The organism is Sphingomonas bacterium, from assembly GCF_903642285.1.
Taxonomy (GTDB): Bacteria; Pseudomonadota; Alphaproteobacteria; order Sphingomonadales; family Sphingomonadaceae; genus Sphingomonas.
Map to the genome: position 1 here is coordinate 1 of NZ_CAHJWJ010000041.1, position 15,493 is coordinate 15,493.

Here is a 15,493-nt window from a genome sequence, read left to right on the forward strand (position 1 = left end):
CGGGCCGCCGAGGCGGGGCTGGCGGCGGCGCAGGCGCGCGCGACCCTGGTCGATCGGCTGCTGGAGGCGCAGCGCGCGCGGCTTGGCGTCGCGCAGATGCCGATCGCACGGTTGCTGGCCGCACTCGAATCACTCGCGGGTCGACCGACCGTCGTCGCGATCGCGCAGCCGGGATCGGTCGACGACCTCATCCACGTCCGTGCGGTCCTGGGAACGGCACTGCCCGATGTGCAGGCGCGTACCGTCGATATGCGTGCGGAACTGGCGACGACGCGGGCATTGCAGGCGAGCGCGCTGCTCGCGGCGCAGGCGTCGCAGGACAGCCGCGCGGCGCTGGAGCGCGACCGCACCGCACTCGCGGTACTGGAGGCGCAGCACCGCCAGCGCGCGACCGCGCTTGGCCGGACCGCGATCGGCGAGTCGGACCGCGCGCTGGCGCTCGGCGAGCGGGCGCGCGACCTGGTCGACCGGGTGCAGGAAAGCGATACCGCCGTCGCGACCGCTGCCGACCTGATGCGGCTCGACGGCCCCCGGCCGCGACCGGGCGCGCCTGCGACATCGACGACGTCGGTGACCGACGCCTATCGCCTGCCGGTCGCCGGCCGGCTGGTCACGGGCCTGGCCGAGGTCTCGAACAACGGCGTGCGGTCGCGCGGGCTGACCTTTGCCGTCGCCCCGGCGGCCATCGTCCGCGCGCCGGCCGCCGGGACGATCCGCTATGCGCGGCGCTTCCGTGGTTACGGGACGATCGTCATCATCGATCACGGCAATGGCTGGACCAGCCTGATCACCGGGCTGGGCAGCGTCGATGTCGCGCCCGGGATGCGGGTCGCGGCGGATGCACCGATCGGCCGCGCGGCGATGGGCGAGGACTCGCGGATCGCGGTCGAACTGCGCCGTCGCGGTCGCCCGGTGGATATCGCCGCGCTGATCGGATGAACCCCGGTCCCGTCCCCGCCCGGTCATGCAATGTTCAGCGCCGCCGTGCTTTGCTCGGCACTCTTAAAGCGGCTAGGGTTTGCCATCGACCGATCGTCGGGCCGTTTTTCCAGGAATGAAGATGCCTCGTCCCCTGCTTACCGCGACCGCCATCGTCGCCGCGCTGACCGCCATCCCGGTCGCGACCGCCGCGATGGCCGCGGTGGATACCGACACGTACCGCGAATTCGACCAGTTCATCGACGTCTTCAACCGGGTGAAGGCGGACTATGTCGACAAGGTCGACGACAAGACGTTGATCAAGGGCGCGATCCAGGGAATGCTCGCGGCGCTCGACCCGCATTCGTCCTACGAAGACGCGCTGGATTACCAGAACCTCCAGATCATGACCGAAGGCAATTACGGCGGTCTCGGCCTGACCGTGCAGATGGAGGACGGCGCGATCAAGGTCGTGTCCGCGCAGGAGGGGACGCCCGCCTCCAAGGCGGGGATCAAGTCGGGCGATTACATCACGCATATCGACGGCACGCTGATCTTCGGCGACACGCTGGACGAATCGATCGGGAAGATGCGGGGCAAGCCAGGCACCAAGATCACGCTCGGTCTCGTCCGCCCCGGCCGCGACAAGCCGCTCGACGTGACGATGCTGCGCGAGGTGATCGTGCAGCATCCGGTGAAGTGGCAGGTGAAGGGCGATGTCGGTTACATCGACATCAATACCTTTTCCGAACATACCGGCGCGGACACGCGCGCGGCGATCATGGGGATCGACAAGTCGCTCGGCCACCGGCCGCTCGGCTATATCGTCGATCTGCGCGAGAATGGCGGCGGGCTGCTGAGCCAGGCGATCGAGGTCAGCGATGCCTTCCTCGATCACGGCGAGATCGTGTCGCAGCGCGGGCGTGAGAAGTCCGATATCGAGCGCTATTACGCGAAGCCCGGCGACGACGCGCACGGCCTGCCGGTCGTCGTGCTGACCGACGCAGGCACCGCGTCCGCGTCGGAGATCGTCGCCGGTGCGCTGCAGGACCATCACCGCGCGCTGATCATGGGCGAGCGGTCGTTCGGCAAGGGATCGGTGCAGAGCCTGATCCAGCTCGGCCCGCAGACCGCGCTCCGGCTGACGACCGCGCGTTATTACACGCCGTCGGGTCGATCGGTGCAGGAGGGCGGGATCGCGCCCGACATCGCGGTGCCGCAGTTGAGCGACGCCGATTTCAAGACCCGGCCGGCGTTCCGCGAGGCCGATCTGCGCCGTCACCTCATCAACGAGGTGAAGGCTGACAACAAGGTGCTGGAGGAGGATACCAAGGACGATCCGCGCTTCACCGGTACCGCGGCGGATTTGAAGAAGCGCGGGATCGACGATTTCCAGCTCTATTATGCGCTGAAGACGATCGCGCGATTGGGCGGGCCGACCCAGGTCGCCGCCGCGACGAAGCCGCCGATCAAGGCCGCGACGCCGTGACGGCGCTGCCCGGCAACGTCGTGACGGCGCGGTGGATCGCGCTGCTGCTGCCCGCCGCCCTGCTGGCGGGGGCATGGGGATCGCAGCTGATCGGCCATCTCTACCCGTGCGAGCTGTGCCATTGGCAGCGCTGGCCGCATTATGTCGCAGTGATCGTCGCGATCCTGGCGTTCGTCGTTCCGCCGCGATCGGTGGTGCCGATGGTCGCGCTCGCCGCGGTGCTGATCGCCGTCAGCGGCGGGATCGGCGTCTATCATGCGGGAACCGAATATCATTGGTGGGCCGGGCATACCGCCTGCACCACGACCGCCGACCTGTCGGGGGGCAGCGCGGCGCAGCGGCTGGCGGCGATCATGAACGCGCCGATGATCCGCTGCGACGAGCCGCAATGGACCCTCCACGGCGTCTCGCTCGCCGGGTTCAACGCCATCCTGTCGTTAGGCGGGGCGATCGTGATCGCGGTGCTGCTCTTTGCTGCGCGGCGGCGTCGATGAGCGGCTGGCGTCCCGGCGACCGGCGTCCCGCGTCCGATGCGATGATCCGCGTCGATCAGGCCGGCGAATATGGCGCGACGCGCATCTATGCCGGGCAATTGGCCGTGCTCGGCGACCGGCACCCCGCGGCGCGCGCGATCCATCACATGGCGAGCCAGGAAGCGCGGCACCGCGCGTTCTTCGACAGCATGATCGTACAGCGCGGCGTGCGGCCGACGATCCTCCAGCCCTTCTGGACGATAGCCGGCTTCGCGCTCGGTGCCGTCACCGCGGCGATCGGGCCCGACGCGGCGATGGCGTGTACCGCCGCGGTCGAGACCGAGATCGACAAGCATTACGCCGAGCAACTGGTCGAACTCGGTACCGACGACCCCGAACTCTCCGCCGCGATCACCGATTTCCAGGCGGAGGAAGTCGAACACCGCGATCACGCGCTGGCGGCGGGCGCGGAGAACGCGCCCGGCTATCCGGTGCTGAGCGCTGCAATCCGGCTCGGCTGCAGGGTGGCGATCGCCGCCGCCAAGAGGATCTGACGATGCGTATATTGCCCTGGTTTGTCATCGCTCTCGTGGGCGCGGCATCACCCGCCGTCGCACAACAGGCCGCGTTGCCCGGCGTGATTTCGATCAAGCCCGCGCAAGGTCCAGGCGAAGTGGCGAAGCGCGCGCCGGTCAACGGCGTCCTCGTCCTCTACGGCAACGAACGCTGCCCGACCGACACGTCGGGCGACGAGATCGTGGTGTGCGAACGCCGCGGTGCGGAGGAACAGTTCCGCGTGCCGAAGGAACTGCGCAACTTCCAGGTCACGCCGGAGAATTCGGCCTGGGCGGTCAAGCAGAAGGCATTGCTCGCGACCGGTGGCCCCGGGGCCAACGGCACGGGCAGTTGCTCGGTAAACGGCGCGGGCGGGGCGTCGGGCTGCATGACCGGCCAGTTCGCCGAAGCCCGCGCCGCCAACGCCGAACGCAAGGCGGCGCAGGCGGAGGGCAATTAAGACCCGCGACGGCGCGCTTACCGCTCCGTGCGCTTCAATCCTCGCATCCGGTGCCGGACGAAGACCGCGACCAGCAGCACCAGTACGACCGCGATGCCCAGATCGGCGCGGTGGAACGCGGCCTTGATCCGCGGGTCGCTGTCCCAGCGCGCGCCTAGCTTCATGCCGACCCAGGCCAGCCCGAAACACCATGGCCAGGAGCCGATGAACGTATAGGCGTGGAACGGCAGCAGCCGCATCCGCGCGACCCCGGCCGGAAAGGCGATGAACGATCGGATCAGCGGCAGCAACCGGCCGATCAGGACCGCGGGCGCACCGAACCGCTCGAAGAACCGGTCCGCCGCGTCGAGTTCGCCCGGACCGATCAGCAGATACCGGCCCCAGCGCTCCGCCGCCGGACGCCCGCCGCGCTTGCCGATCTCATAGGCGACGACCGACCCGAGATTGCAACCGATCGCGCCGGCGGTGGCGGCGAGGTAGAGGTCGAACCGTCCGGTCGAGACCAGATAGCCGGCGAACGGCATGATGATCTCGGACGGCAACGGGACGCACGCGCTTTCGATCGCCATCAGCAGCGCGAGCCCGCAATAGCCGCCCGAGGCGATGACGCCGACGATGAAAGTGGCGAGCGCCGCCAGGATATGTTCGACCATCAGCGCCGGTTGCGCGATGCGGGCGATCGGGTCAATCGGAACCGCGGGCGATCGTCGGTGGTTGGCCCGGCATGACCGATCTCATGCTGAACGACGGACGCGCGATGCCCCGATTGGGGCTCGGCGTCTATCAGGTGCCCGAGGGGCAGACCGCCGGCATCGTCCGCAAGGGGATCGATATCGGCTTCCGCCTCGTCGACACCGCCGCCTTCTACCGGAACGAACTTGGCGTGGGCGATGGCACGAAGGGTACCGGTGCCTGGATAACGACCAAGCTCGCGCCCGGCCGGCACGACGCGGGCGAGGTGGCGAAGGCGCTGGACGAAAGCCTGGCGCTGCTGGGGCGCGACAGCGTCGACCTGTATCTCATTCACTGGCCGGTGCCGCGGGAGGGCAAATTCGTCGAGGCATGGCGCGCGCTGATCGATGCGCGCGAGGCGGGGAAGGCGACATCGATCGGCGTCTGCAATTTCCTGCCCGAGCATCTGGATGCGATCATCGAAGCGACGGGGGTGACGCCGGCGGTCAACCAGATCGAGCTTCACCCCGCCTTCCAGCAGCGCGACGTCCAGGCCTATGACCGCGACCACGGCATCGTCACGCAAAGCTGGAGCCCGCTCGGCCAGGGTGGCGGGTTGAAGGACGAACGGCTGGTCGCGATCGCGCAGGCGCATGGCCGGTCGGCGGCGCAGGTGGTAATCGCCTGGCATCTGGCGAAGGGGCTGGCGGTTATCCCGAAGGCGTCGAGCGACGAGCATCTGACCGATAATTTCGCCGCGCTGGACGTGGTGCTGAGCGACGAGGACTTGGCGGCGATCGATGCGATGGACGACGCGGGCGGGCGTTTGGGACCCGATCCACGGGAGCTGTGATCGTCTGGCGACGCATGATCCGCGCTTTCGTCGGATATGTCGGGCGCTACCCGATCGCCGCATAGGCCGCCTTCAGGTCCTCCACGAACCGGCCATATTCCTCTTCCGCCAGCGCCTTGTCCGGCAGTCGCAGCAGGTAGCTGGGATGCACCGTGATCCACGCCGCGCCGCCGTTCGCCAGCGTCAGTACCCGTCCCCGCTCGCGGCCGATCGTCATCACGCGGCCGAACAGCGATCGTGCCGCGGTCGCCCCAAGCGCCACCGTCATTTTCGGGCGGATCAGCGCGGTTTCCTGTTCGATCCACCAGCGGCAGGCTTCGATCTCGCCGCCATCGGGCTTCGCGTGGATGCGGCGCTTGCCGCGCGGTTCGAACTTGAAATGCTTGACCGCATTGGTGACATAGGTGCGCGACCGGTCGATCCCGGCCTGCGCCAGCGCCCGGTCGAACATCTGCCCCGCGGGGCCGACGAACGGCATGCCCGCCAGATCCTCCTGGTCGCCCGGCTGTTCGCCGACGAACATCATCGCCGCGTCGACCGGCCCCTGCCCGAACACCGTCTGCGTCGCCGGTTTGTAGAGCGGGCAGCGCGTGCACCCCGCCGCCTCGTCGCGCAGCGCTTCCCAGGCGATCCGGCTGTTGCCGCCGATGCTCGCGCGCGCCGTCTCGATCATCCCGCTCTCCCGGGCCTGCGCCCCTGCGATCAGCCCGGACACCAGCAAGGTCTCGGGCATGTTCTTCCAGTATTTGCGCGGCATCTCCTTCAGCATCGCGCCGATCTTCACACGCGCCGGGTTGAAGATGCTGGCGTAATAGGTCTTCCAGACCTCCTCGACCGGATCGCCTTCGGGCGCATCCGCCTTGCGCGCGCCGGGACCCTCCGTCAGCGTCGTACCGTCCCAGTGCAGCGACAGCGCGGGCGTCAGGATCGACCAGCGCATGCTCGCGAAACGGTTGAGGAAGAACGCGGCGTTCGTTCGGACGATGTGATGTTCGGGTTCGAACCAGGCGACGAAGCGCGGCATGCCCTCCTCCTCGACCTCGCGGAACCGCAGGAACGCACGCATCTTGTGGATGTCGCGGCGGACGGCCTTGGCGAGCCCCTCCAGCCGGCGGATCAGGGGGTCGGCATGATCCTCGACCAGCTTCGGCTCGCGCTGCAACCGGTCGAGCGCGGTGTAGAGCAGCGAGAAGCGTTCGGGATCGGCCGACAGGACGACGCTTCGTGCGAGATCGATGAAGGCGCGGGGGACGGTGAGCTTGCCGGCGGCCGGCGGGGCTTCGGCTGGCGCGGCGAACAGGTCGGCCGGCGTGTCGCCGACCTGCCAGATCACCTCTTCCGGCGCGATGCCGCTCGCGACCAAACCCCGCGCCGCATCGCGCCAGCCGTCGAAATCGTCGGGGTCGGAGAGGGTGATGGTCCTCAAAAATCCCTCCCCGTCCCGGGGAGGGATGAAGGCCGCGTGCTCAAGCGAACAACTCCATCTGCTCCGTCTTCACCTTCACCGCCGGGCGCAAATCAGCCTTGTCCGACAGCGCGATCGGACGCCAATCCTCGGCGATCAGGAACGGCCGTACCTTCGCGACCGACACCGTCAGCCGTCCCACGTCCGCCAGCGTCAGCCGCCGCCAGCGCCGGCTCGCCAGGATCGACGCGACCGCCTTCACCCCGAGTCCGGGCACGCGCAGCAGCATCTCGCGCGGCGCGCGATTGACGTCGACCGGGAAGGATGCGCGGAACTTCAACGCCCAGGCGAGTTTCGGATCGATGTCGAGCGGCAGCATCCCCGTCGAATCGTCCGCCGCAGCCACGACCTCGTCGGGGCGGTATTCGTAGAAGCGCATCAGCCAGTCGGACTGGTACAGCCGATGTTCGCGCATCAGCGGCGGGCGCTGCAGCGGCAGGACCGCGCTCGCATCGGGGATCGGACTGAACGCGGAGTAATAGACGCGGCGCAAGCCGAACCGGTCGTACAAGGTCGACGCCTTGGCCACGATATCGCCGTCGGTCGCGGCATCCGCCCCGACGATCATCTGCGTCGATTGTCCCGCGGGGGCGAAGCGCGGCGCGGATTTGTACTTCGCCTTCGCATCGCGGCCGTCGGCGATCGATGCCTTGACCTCCGCCATCGCGGTCTCGATCCGCGCGCCGTCCTTTTCGGGCGCGAGCCGCTTCAGCCCGCCCGCGGTCGGGAGTTCGACATTGATCGACACGCGGTCCGCGAACAGACCCGCGCGGTGGACGAGGTCGGGATCGGCATCGGGGATCGTCTTCAGATGGATATAGCCGCGGAACAGATGATCCTCGCGCAGCGACCGCGCGACCTCGACCATCTGCTCCATCGTATAGTCGGACGACCCGATGATGCCCGAAGAGAGGAACAAGCCCTCGATATAATTGCGCTTGTAGAAGGCGATCGTCAGGTCGACGGCCTCCTTCGCGGTGAAGCGGGCGCGTCGGACGTTCGAACTCTTGCGGTTGATGCAATAATGGCAGTCGAAGATGCAGCTGTTGGTCAGCAGGATCTTGAGCAGGCTGATGCAGCGGCCATCGGGCGCATAGGCGTGGCAGATGCCCATGCCTTCGGTCGAGCCGAGCCCCTTGCCGTCGCGCGAAGTGCGCCTGGCGGTGCCTGACGATGCGCAGGACGCGTCGTATTTCGCGGCGTCCGCCAGGATCGCGAGCTTTTGCCTAGTGTCGAGCTGCGCCATCGCGTTCCATATACGTTCCGCTTGCGGGACGTGCAATTGCTGTGGGTTAGCGGGGATCGCGATCGGTCTGGAGGCGGTGGATGAAGCTTTCGGTATCCTCGACGAAGGACCGCACGGGCCGTCCGCCCGGGTCGCGCGACGGTTTGAAGCGGAAGCGCTGCTCGATCAGGCGACAGGTCGTGTCGTCGACGCCCCGGTCGCCGCTGCTGTCGGTGACGACGCAAGCGTCGACATGGCCATCGATCTCGACCGCGAAGCGGACGCCGACGGTCAGCGTTTCCGGCCCGTCCTCGTCGCGCCGCACGTCCGAATAGCCGAGCCGCCCCCTGGTCTGCACCGGTTCGGAGAAATCGCCGTCGCCGTCGCCATTGCCCGAACGGCCGCTGCCCGTGCCGGAGCCGATCCCGCCCGCGCCGGTACCGGGGCCTGGCACCGGCGCGGCCCCCGTCGAGGCTTGCAGGCCGATACTGGCGATCGGCGCGGTGACGATCGGCAGCGGCTGGATCGGTTGCACCTGCGGTTTCGGCGCGACGATGTCGGTCGCCTTCGATCGCAGGTTCGCGGGCGCGGCGGCACCTTCCCTGCGGTGGCTCTTCTGCGGTTCGACGTGCGGCTTTTCGACGGGGGGCGGGGGCGGGGGCAAGGTCAGGCCGAACACCGCAAGGTCGCGGTCGACTGCCACCGGCATTCGCACCGTCAACCCGAACAGCAATGCGTAGAGCAGCAACGCCTGTACGATGATCGCCCCCGCACCGCCGACGATACGTCCGTTCAACAAGGATCGATCCACGGCCACCCGCCACATTTCGGCCCGGGCAGGCGATTTGCAAGGGTGGCCATGCGATGGCGATCGGGGCTCGCGGCGTTCGACGCCGCTCTTGAAGCCGGTGATGCGCCGTTGCGCGCGTCAGGCCCCCGAAGCCCTCAGCGCCTGTTCGACATCGGGCCATGACAATGCGGTGTCGAGCTTCTTGCCGTTGATGTAGAAGCTCGGCGTGCCCGTGACATTGTACGGCGCGCGGCCGGCGTCATCCATCATCTTGGTGAGCTGGTCGATCGCCGCCTGGTCGTTCAGGCACGCACGCGCCTTCGCCTCGGACAGACCGCGCTGCTTCATGAAGTCGACGAAGCCCATATAATCCGCCCAGCCATTCGCGATCGCCGGTCCGGGCGCGTTGACCAGCTTCTGCTGGAGCGCGGCGGTCGCGGTCTGGTCCTGCAGCTTCTCCTCGAACGGCGCCTGGCCCTGGTACATCGCCTCCAGGACGGGGAAGAAGGTCGCGGTGCCGACGCAGCGGCCGAGCAGGCTGGCGGGCAGATCGGGCGGGCCATGGACCAGGAAGTCGCGGAATTCGTAGGAGACCTTGCCGCTCTTGACGTACGTGTTTTCCAGCGGCTGCATCGCCGTGCGGCCGAACGCGCCGCAGGTCGGGCAGGTGCGCGAGCCATATTCCAGCAGCTTGATCGGCGCGTCCGGATTGCCGACGACATAGCCACCCTCCGGGGTCTTCGACACGACCTGCAGCCAGTCCTGGCCCTTCGGCGCGGCGACCGGGGCGACCGGGCTGGCGGGCGCGCCTGGGGTCCCGCTATCGGCACCCTTGCCGCACGCCATCAGCGCGAGCGGCAGGAGCAGGAGGGCAAGCAAGGATTTCATCGATATACTCCGAAGGATCATTTTGCGCCGGCGGCCACTAGCGCGGGTTGCAACGTCGCCCAATTCGCGCCGGTCACGAGCTTGCCGTTCACCACGAAGGCGGGCGTACCGACGACGCCGACGGGCACCGCCGCGGTCATCGCGGTGATCCGGTCGAGTTCGGCCTGATCGGCATAGCAGGCGTCGATCCGCGCGTCGCTCAGGCCATGCGAACGCCCGATCGCGGTCAGCCCCGCCCCGTCGGCATAGGCACGAAGCTGCGCCAATGTCGGGTACATCTGCAATCGCGCGCCGTTCGCCTGCTGGAAATCCATCGCCCGGTCCAGCCAGCCGGATTGCTGCGCGAAGATCGCACCGTTCAGCGCGACGAAGCCCATAGGCGGGGCGCAATGCGCGAGCACCGCGGCGGACAGGTCGATTCGGTCGCGGATCAGGTTGCGGACTTCCCAGCTGGTCGATCCCGACCTGACCATTTGCCGCAACAGGACGGGCTCGGATTCGGCGACGAACGCGGCGCAGTGCGGGCAGGTGTAGCTGGCATATTCGACCAGTTTCACCCTCGCCGCCGGATTGCCGACGACATAGGCCCCCGACGGCAGCTTCACGACATGCGCGCGCCAGTCGCGCACCGGCGCGGCGGCGGTCAGCGCGGCGAACCCGATCAGGATCAGCAGCAAGCGGCAATATCGACCCATCATCCGATCCTCGGCAATCCGCTGGAGGCGGCGACCCCCGCCGCGAGCGATTCCAGCACCGCCTTCAGCTCGGGATCGGCGATGCCGCGAAGGCTCCGGCCCATCTCGACCGGCATCGGCGCGACGACGGAGGCGCTGCGGCGTACCACTTTCGCCGGCGGCTCGCCCTGGCGGATCGCGACGCGCGCGACCGCGGCATAGCCGAAGAACCGGTTCACCCGCTCGACCAGTTCGGGCGCGATATGCTGCATCATCGACGCGTGCGCGCCTGCGACGACGAGCGTCAGGACGCCGTCCTGTTTCTTCCCTTGCGGGAAGCGGATCGATTCGGGGGCACTGACCGCAGCGAAGCGTTCGCCGACGATCTCTGCCCAGCGGCTGACGATCGAGGATTGGACGAAGCCGAACTTGCGGAACGCCGCGCCGCCGATCGCCGGCAGCAATTCGGCGACGGCGCGCGACCGGTTCGCGCGCTGGGGCTCGGATTGGCCGGGGGAGACGCGGACGCGCTTGCTCATCGCGACCGTCATGCCATAGCCGATACGTGGACGCCAAGCGCTCTTCGACGGCCGCGACGATCGCCGACCGGCTGCTGGCCTGGTACGACGTCCACGCCCGCGCACTGCCGTGGCGCTATCAGCCGGGGATCGCGGCCGATCCCTACCGCGTGTGGCTGTCCGAGGTGATGTTGCAGCAGACGACGGTCGCCGCGGTCGCCCCACGCTTCACCGCCTGGGTAGCGCGCTGGCCTGATGTCGCGAGTCTCGCGGCGGCGGACGAATCGGCGGTGATGGCGGCCTGGGCGGGGCTTGGCTATTATGCCCGGGCGCGCAATCTGGTGAAGGCGGCGCGCGCGGTCGTCGCGGATCATGACGGCGTATTCCCGTCGAGCGAGGCGGCGCTGGCGACCTTGCCCGGGCTCGGTGCATATACCGCCGCGGCGGTGGCGGCGATGGCATTCGGGGAACGCGCGGTGGTGGTCGATGCCAATGTCGAGCGGGTCGTCGCGCGGCTGTTCGCGATTGCCGCCCCGCTCCCCGCCGCGAGGCCAGCGATACGGGCGGCGACGGACTCGATCACGCCCGCCCTGCGCGCCGGGGATTTCGCGCAGGCGATGATGGATCTCGGCTCGGGGCTCTGCACGACGCGCAAGCCGCGCTGCCTGTTATGCCCGATCGCCGAGGATTGCCGCGGGCGCGCGGCGGGTGATCCCGAACGCTTGCCGGTGAAGCGCGCCAAACTGCCCAAGCCGCAGCGCCATGGCACCATCTTCTGGTTGGAGAACGACAACCGGATATTGCTGGTCACGCGCCCCGCCAAGGGGTTGCTCGGCGGGATGCGCGCGCTGCCTACCGGACCTTGGGCCGACACGCCGCCGGGTATCGACGGCGCCCCCGCCGCCGCCGACTGGCGGATGCTGGACGCGCACGTCTCGCACGGCTTCACGCATTTCGATCTCGAACTGCGGCTTGCGGTGGCGCAGGCGGCGGGTCATGAGACGGCGGCGATCGAGGGCGAATGGTGGCCCGTCGACGATCTGGCGGCGGCGGGTCTGCCGACGGTGTTCGCCAAGGCCGCCGACGCGATGAGGAGAGACCGATGAAGAAACGACATTGGTTGGGCGCAGGCGGGACGGCGCTGCTGGCCGCCGCCACGCTGGCGGGGCAGGTCGCGACCCCGCACACGCCCGTGCCCGTGCCGCGGATGCCGGTGCCGACCGCGGCGATCCTCCCCGCGACGCAAACGCTGTTCGACGGCTATGTCACGGGCGGCAAGATGCCCGGCATCGTCGGCGCGTTCGGGGTCGGCGACGGGCCTACGCAGTTCGTCACCGCCGGCCATATCGCCACGACCCCCGGCGCACCCGATGCCGGCCCCGACACGCTGTGGCGCGTCTATTCGATGACCAAGCCCGTCACCGCCACCGCGGCGATGATCCTGATCGAGGAGGGGAAGATCGGCCTCGACGATCCGGTCGCCAAATATATCCCCGCCTTTGCACATATGCGCATGCTGACCAGCCCGGACTCCAGCCTCGACAGCCGCCCCGCCGCGCGGCCGATCACGATCCGCAACCTGCTGACGCATACCGCAGGCCTCGGCTACAACATCGTCACCAAGGGGCCGCTGCTGAAGGAATATGAGCGGCTCGGCATCCTGCCCGAATCGGTGAATGTCGCCGCCGAGGTGAAGATGCGGGCCGTCCGCCCGAAGACGCTCGCCGAATTCGCCGACCGCGTCGCGACGCTGCCGCTGATCGCCGATCCGGGGACGAAGTGGAGCTATTCGATCGGGCTGGACGTGATGGGCCGGGTGATCGAGGTCGCATCGGGCTTGCCGTTCGACACCTTCGTCGACACCCGCATCTTCGCGCCGCTGAAGATGCGCTCCAGCTTCTGGCAGGTCCCCGCGGGTGAAGCGGGGCGGCTCGCGACCAACTACACTTTCATCGGCCAGACGATGGCACCGGTCGATCCGGCCGCGACGTCGGTGTTCCTGCAGAAGCCAAGCTTCCCCTATGGCGGCGCGGGGCTCGTGATGTCGGCACGCGATTACGACCGGTTCCTCCACATGCTCCAGAACGCCGGCACGCTCGACGGCGTGCGGATCGCGCGGCCGGAGACGATCCACCTCATGATGTCCAACCTGCTGCCCGCGGGCGTCACCTTCACGCAGGTCGCGCCGGGCACGGGCGGGACCAATGCGCCGGTGCCGCTGGGCTTCGGCGCGGGCGGGTCGGTGTACCTCGCGGACAAGCCGGGCGGACCGTCCAAGGGCACCTATGGCTGGGGCGGCGCGGCCGGGACGATCGCTTGGGTCGATCCGGTGAAGCAGGTCCGCGGCACCGTCATGGTCAATTACTTCCCGGCGGATCAATGGCCGACGCGCACCGACATCCCTGCCGCGCTGTTCAAGGATTACGGGCGGTTCCGGCGGTGAGCGCACCCGGCTTCACCGGTAGCCCGCTCGACCGCGCCGACGCGGTCCGCCACGACGCCGATGCCTTCGCCGCGGCGGCGAGCGACTGGCGTGCGCGGCTGCTGAAACTCGACGGGCTGATGCCCGAGGTCGCGCCCGACGGCAGACTGGTGTGGACGACGCTGGCGGATGCGGCGGAGGACGCGGTGCTCGTCCTGCTGGGCCTGATCGACGGCCGCCCGCATTTCGCCGCCTGGCGGCCGGGGCAGGCGAAGGGCCCGGCAACCCCGATGCGCAGCCCGGCGATGACCGCGGCATTGTCGCTGCTGCGGCCCGAAGAGGCGTCCACCTATGCCGCGGCGCGCAGCGTGCTGGACTGGCACGACCGCCACCGCTTCTGCGCGAATTGCGGCACGCCGACGGATGTCATCAAGGCGGGCTGGGCGCGCAAATGCGGCCAGTGCGGCGCGGAGCATTTCCCCCGCGTCGACCCCGTCGTCATCATGATCGCGGACCATGACGGCCGCGCGCTGCTGGGCCGTGGCAAGAACTGGCCCGCCGGACGGTACTCGGCGCTGGCGGGGTTCCTGGAGCCCGGCGAGTCTATCGAGGAAGCCGTCGCGCGGGAGATCCGCGAAGAGGCGGGCGTCGCGGTCGACCGCGTGCGCTACGTCGCCAGCCAGCCTTGGCCCTTCCCCTCGTCGCTGATGATCGCCTGCATCGGCGAGGCCGCGAATGACGTGCTGACTGTCGACCATAACGAACTGGAGGATGCCATCTGGGTCTCGCGCGATGAGGTGCGCCGGGTGCTGGCGGGGGAGGAGGGGTCCTTTATTGCGCCGCCGCCCTATGCGATCGCGTTCACGTTGTTGACGGAATGGGCGGCGGGGTAGCGGCCTGTGCTTCTGCGAGCGCAGGAGCCCAGGATACCGCGTGGCGACCTCCGTGCCTAGGCTCTTGCGTTCGCAGGAGCACGGTGCAACCTCCTAGGGCTTGCGCGCTTTCTTGATCTGATCGGCGATCTGCGCGCGCTGCATCCCGGACCCCAGCGACGAATCGCTTCGATACAGCCCCTGGAGCAGTGCCGTATCGGCAGGCGTCAGACCCGCCGGACCCCGCCCACCCGCGTCGCGCGTCGCGAAGATCGACATGACCGAATCCGGCGCGGCGACGCTTAACGCCGGGTTGGCGAGCGTGACCAGCGACAGATAATCGGCAAGCTGCCCCCAGGTGATGTGCGACAGCCGCGCGGTGTCGACAATGACGAGCGACAACACGGTGTTCTCGCGCGTCGTGTGGGCGATCCGCGATCCACCATTATAGGTGTTCAGCGCGTTGCCCGCGCCGATCCGCCGGCTGTCCGCCCCGCCGGTCCGCGTCGCGTTGATCCAGCGGACCGGCCGCGACGCCTTCAGGTCGGTAATCGTGTTGCCGTGCCGGATGCCGTAGGCGGGATCGCCGAACAGGCCCGGATGCTGATCGACCAGCGCCTTGGCCAGCGCGTCGGCGTCGGCGGTGGCGACGATGACGACCGACGGCGCGCAGGGTTTCGTCGCGACGGGGACGTCCACGCTCTTCGCGACCGCGACGATCCGCTCGTCGATCAGCGCGGTGTGCAGCGGATCGAGATCGAGGACGAGCGGACAGATCGCCTCGTTCCAGCGCGCCACTTGGAAGCCGTGGCGGGTCTGCGTCATCGCGTCGACCATCCGCGCGATCGCGGCGTCGGTCCGGTGCTGTACGACGATGTCGGCGTCAGGGGCGGTAGGTACCGCGACGGGCGCGGGGGCCTGCTGCGCGCTCGCCGTGCCGGCCAACGCCAGCAACAGAGGAAGAATCGTCAGCGTCGTCATACCGGCCTCCGTCTCGTATGAGCAGCGTGCCGACCGCGGGGTCGGCGGTCAACCAAAGGGATTGCCTCACCGCAAGCCAAGTGCGGGCCTGAGCTTGGGCGTATTCCGACTTGTGCAGGCGTAGAGGCAATCGCAGTTACATTGACGCGGGCCTGGCGGATTTTGGTGGAGGCTGTGTGAGAACAGCCTTTAGCGCTGTCGGCAGTCACGCGCAGCGCGTTGGATGTTACGCCTGCAT

Annotated in this window: 17 protein-coding genes; 9 read left to right on the top strand and 8 right to left on the bottom strand. The window is 68.6% G+C overall.

Translation table 11 applies throughout. The features are described from left to right. From HUU99_RS14735 to HUU99_RS14755, 5 genes are all read left to right on the top strand, one after another. Positions 1-939, top strand: a 939-nt coding sequence (locus HUU99_RS14735; RefSeq protein WP_174287334.1) for a murein hydrolase activator EnvC family protein, incomplete at its 5' end; no start/stop codon positions are given. A 121-nt stretch (positions 940-1,060) separates the two neighbouring features. Next, complete coding sequence (locus HUU99_RS14740; RefSeq protein WP_174287335.1) at positions 1,061-2,407, top strand: S41 family peptidase; 1,347 nt, start codon at positions 1,061-1,063, stop codon at positions 2,405-2,407. Further along, positions 2,404-2,901, top strand: coding sequence for a disulfide bond formation protein B (locus HUU99_RS14745; protein WP_174287336.1), 498 nt, complete (start codon positions 2,404-2,406; stop codon positions 2,899-2,901). Before HUU99_RS14740 ends, HUU99_RS14745 begins: the two co-directional genes overlap by 4 nt. Continuing rightward, positions 2,898-3,434, top strand: a complete 537-nt coding sequence (locus HUU99_RS14750; RefSeq protein ID WP_174287337.1) for a demethoxyubiquinone hydroxylase family protein — start codon at positions 2,898-2,900, stop codon at positions 3,432-3,434. Before HUU99_RS14745 ends, HUU99_RS14750 begins: the two co-directional genes overlap by 4 nt. A gap of 2 nt (positions 3,435-3,436) precedes the next feature. Further along, positions 3,437-3,895 carry a hypothetical protein gene (locus HUU99_RS14755; RefSeq protein ID WP_174287338.1) on the top strand — a complete coding sequence of 153 codons (459 nt, stop codon included), beginning with the start codon at positions 3,437-3,439 and terminating at the stop codon, positions 3,893-3,895. A gap of 17 nt (positions 3,896-3,912) precedes the next feature. On the opposite strand, the gene HUU99_RS14760 is transcribed toward HUU99_RS14755, so the two are convergent. Beyond that, on the bottom strand, positions 3,913-4,548 hold the full coding sequence (locus tag HUU99_RS14760; protein ID WP_174287339.1) for a DedA family protein: 636 nt from the start codon (positions 4,546-4,548) through the stop codon (positions 3,913-3,915). Positions 4,549-4,619: 71 nt separating this feature from the next. On the opposite strand from HUU99_RS14760, the gene HUU99_RS14765 reads away from it, so the two are divergent. After that, on the top strand, positions 4,620-5,420 hold the full coding sequence (locus tag HUU99_RS14765; protein ID WP_174287340.1) for an aldo/keto reductase: 801 nt from the start codon (positions 4,620-4,622) through the stop codon (positions 5,418-5,420). Between the two features lie 46 nt (positions 5,421-5,466). Here the strand turns inward: HUU99_RS14765 and HUU99_RS14770 are convergent, their stop codons facing one another. From HUU99_RS14770 to HUU99_RS14795, 6 genes are all read right to left on the bottom strand, one after another. Further along, positions 5,467-6,846, bottom strand: a complete 1,380-nt coding sequence (locus HUU99_RS14770; protein ID WP_174287341.1) for a UdgX family uracil-DNA binding protein — start codon at positions 6,844-6,846, stop codon at positions 5,467-5,469. A 40-nt stretch (positions 6,847-6,886) separates the two neighbouring features. Next, positions 6,887-8,131, bottom strand: a complete 1,245-nt coding sequence (locus HUU99_RS14775) for a putative DNA modification/repair radical SAM protein (RefSeq protein ID WP_174287342.1) — start codon at positions 8,129-8,131, stop codon at positions 6,887-6,889. Between the two features lie 46 nt (positions 8,132-8,177). After that, positions 8,178-8,906: an energy transducer TonB gene (locus HUU99_RS14780; RefSeq protein ID WP_254603257.1), complete on the bottom strand. Its 729-nt coding sequence runs from the start codon at positions 8,904-8,906 to the stop codon at positions 8,178-8,180. Positions 8,907-9,038: 132 nt separating this feature from the next. After that, entirely contained in the window at positions 9,039-9,788 is a 750-nt protein-coding gene (locus HUU99_RS14785) for a thioredoxin domain-containing protein (RefSeq protein ID WP_174287343.1), read from the bottom strand. Between the two features lie 17 nt (positions 9,789-9,805). Then, positions 9,806-10,483 (bottom strand): thioredoxin domain-containing protein, encoded by a 678-nt coding sequence (locus HUU99_RS14790; RefSeq protein WP_174287344.1) that lies wholly within the window; start codon positions 10,481-10,483, stop codon positions 9,806-9,808. Continuing rightward, positions 10,483-11,013, bottom strand: coding sequence for a DUF721 domain-containing protein (locus HUU99_RS14795; RefSeq protein ID WP_174287345.1), 531 nt, complete (start codon positions 11,011-11,013; stop codon positions 10,483-10,485). The genes HUU99_RS14790 and HUU99_RS14795 overlap by 1 nt, the downstream gene beginning before the upstream one ends. Before the next feature lie 14 nt (positions 11,014-11,027). On the opposite strand from HUU99_RS14795, the gene HUU99_RS14800 reads away from it, so the two are divergent. From HUU99_RS14800 to nudC, 3 genes are read left to right on the top strand one after another with little or no spacing between them, the layout of a single operon-like run. Next, positions 11,028-12,086 (top strand): A/G-specific adenine glycosylase, encoded by a 1,059-nt coding sequence (locus HUU99_RS14800; RefSeq protein WP_174287346.1) that lies wholly within the window; start codon positions 11,028-11,030, stop codon positions 12,084-12,086. Continuing rightward, positions 12,083-13,423 (top strand): serine hydrolase domain-containing protein, encoded by a 1,341-nt coding sequence (locus HUU99_RS14805; protein ID WP_174287347.1) that lies wholly within the window; start codon positions 12,083-12,085, stop codon positions 13,421-13,423. The genes HUU99_RS14800 and HUU99_RS14805 overlap by 4 nt, the downstream gene beginning before the upstream one ends. Beyond that, positions 13,420-14,295 (top strand): NAD(+) diphosphatase, encoded by an 876-nt coding sequence (gene nudC, locus HUU99_RS14810; RefSeq protein ID WP_174287348.1) that lies wholly within the window; start codon positions 13,420-13,422, stop codon positions 14,293-14,295. Before HUU99_RS14805 ends, nudC begins: the two co-directional genes overlap by 4 nt. A gap of 93 nt (positions 14,296-14,388) precedes the next feature. Here nudC and HUU99_RS14815 read toward each other — a convergent pair whose 3' ends face one another. Beyond that, the gene (locus tag HUU99_RS14815; protein ID WP_174287349.1) at positions 14,389-15,255 is read right to left on the bottom strand and encodes a hypothetical protein; all 867 of its coding nucleotides are present in this window, start codon (positions 15,253-15,255) and stop codon (positions 14,389-14,391) included. Between the last annotated feature and the right edge of the window lie 238 nt (positions 15,256-15,493).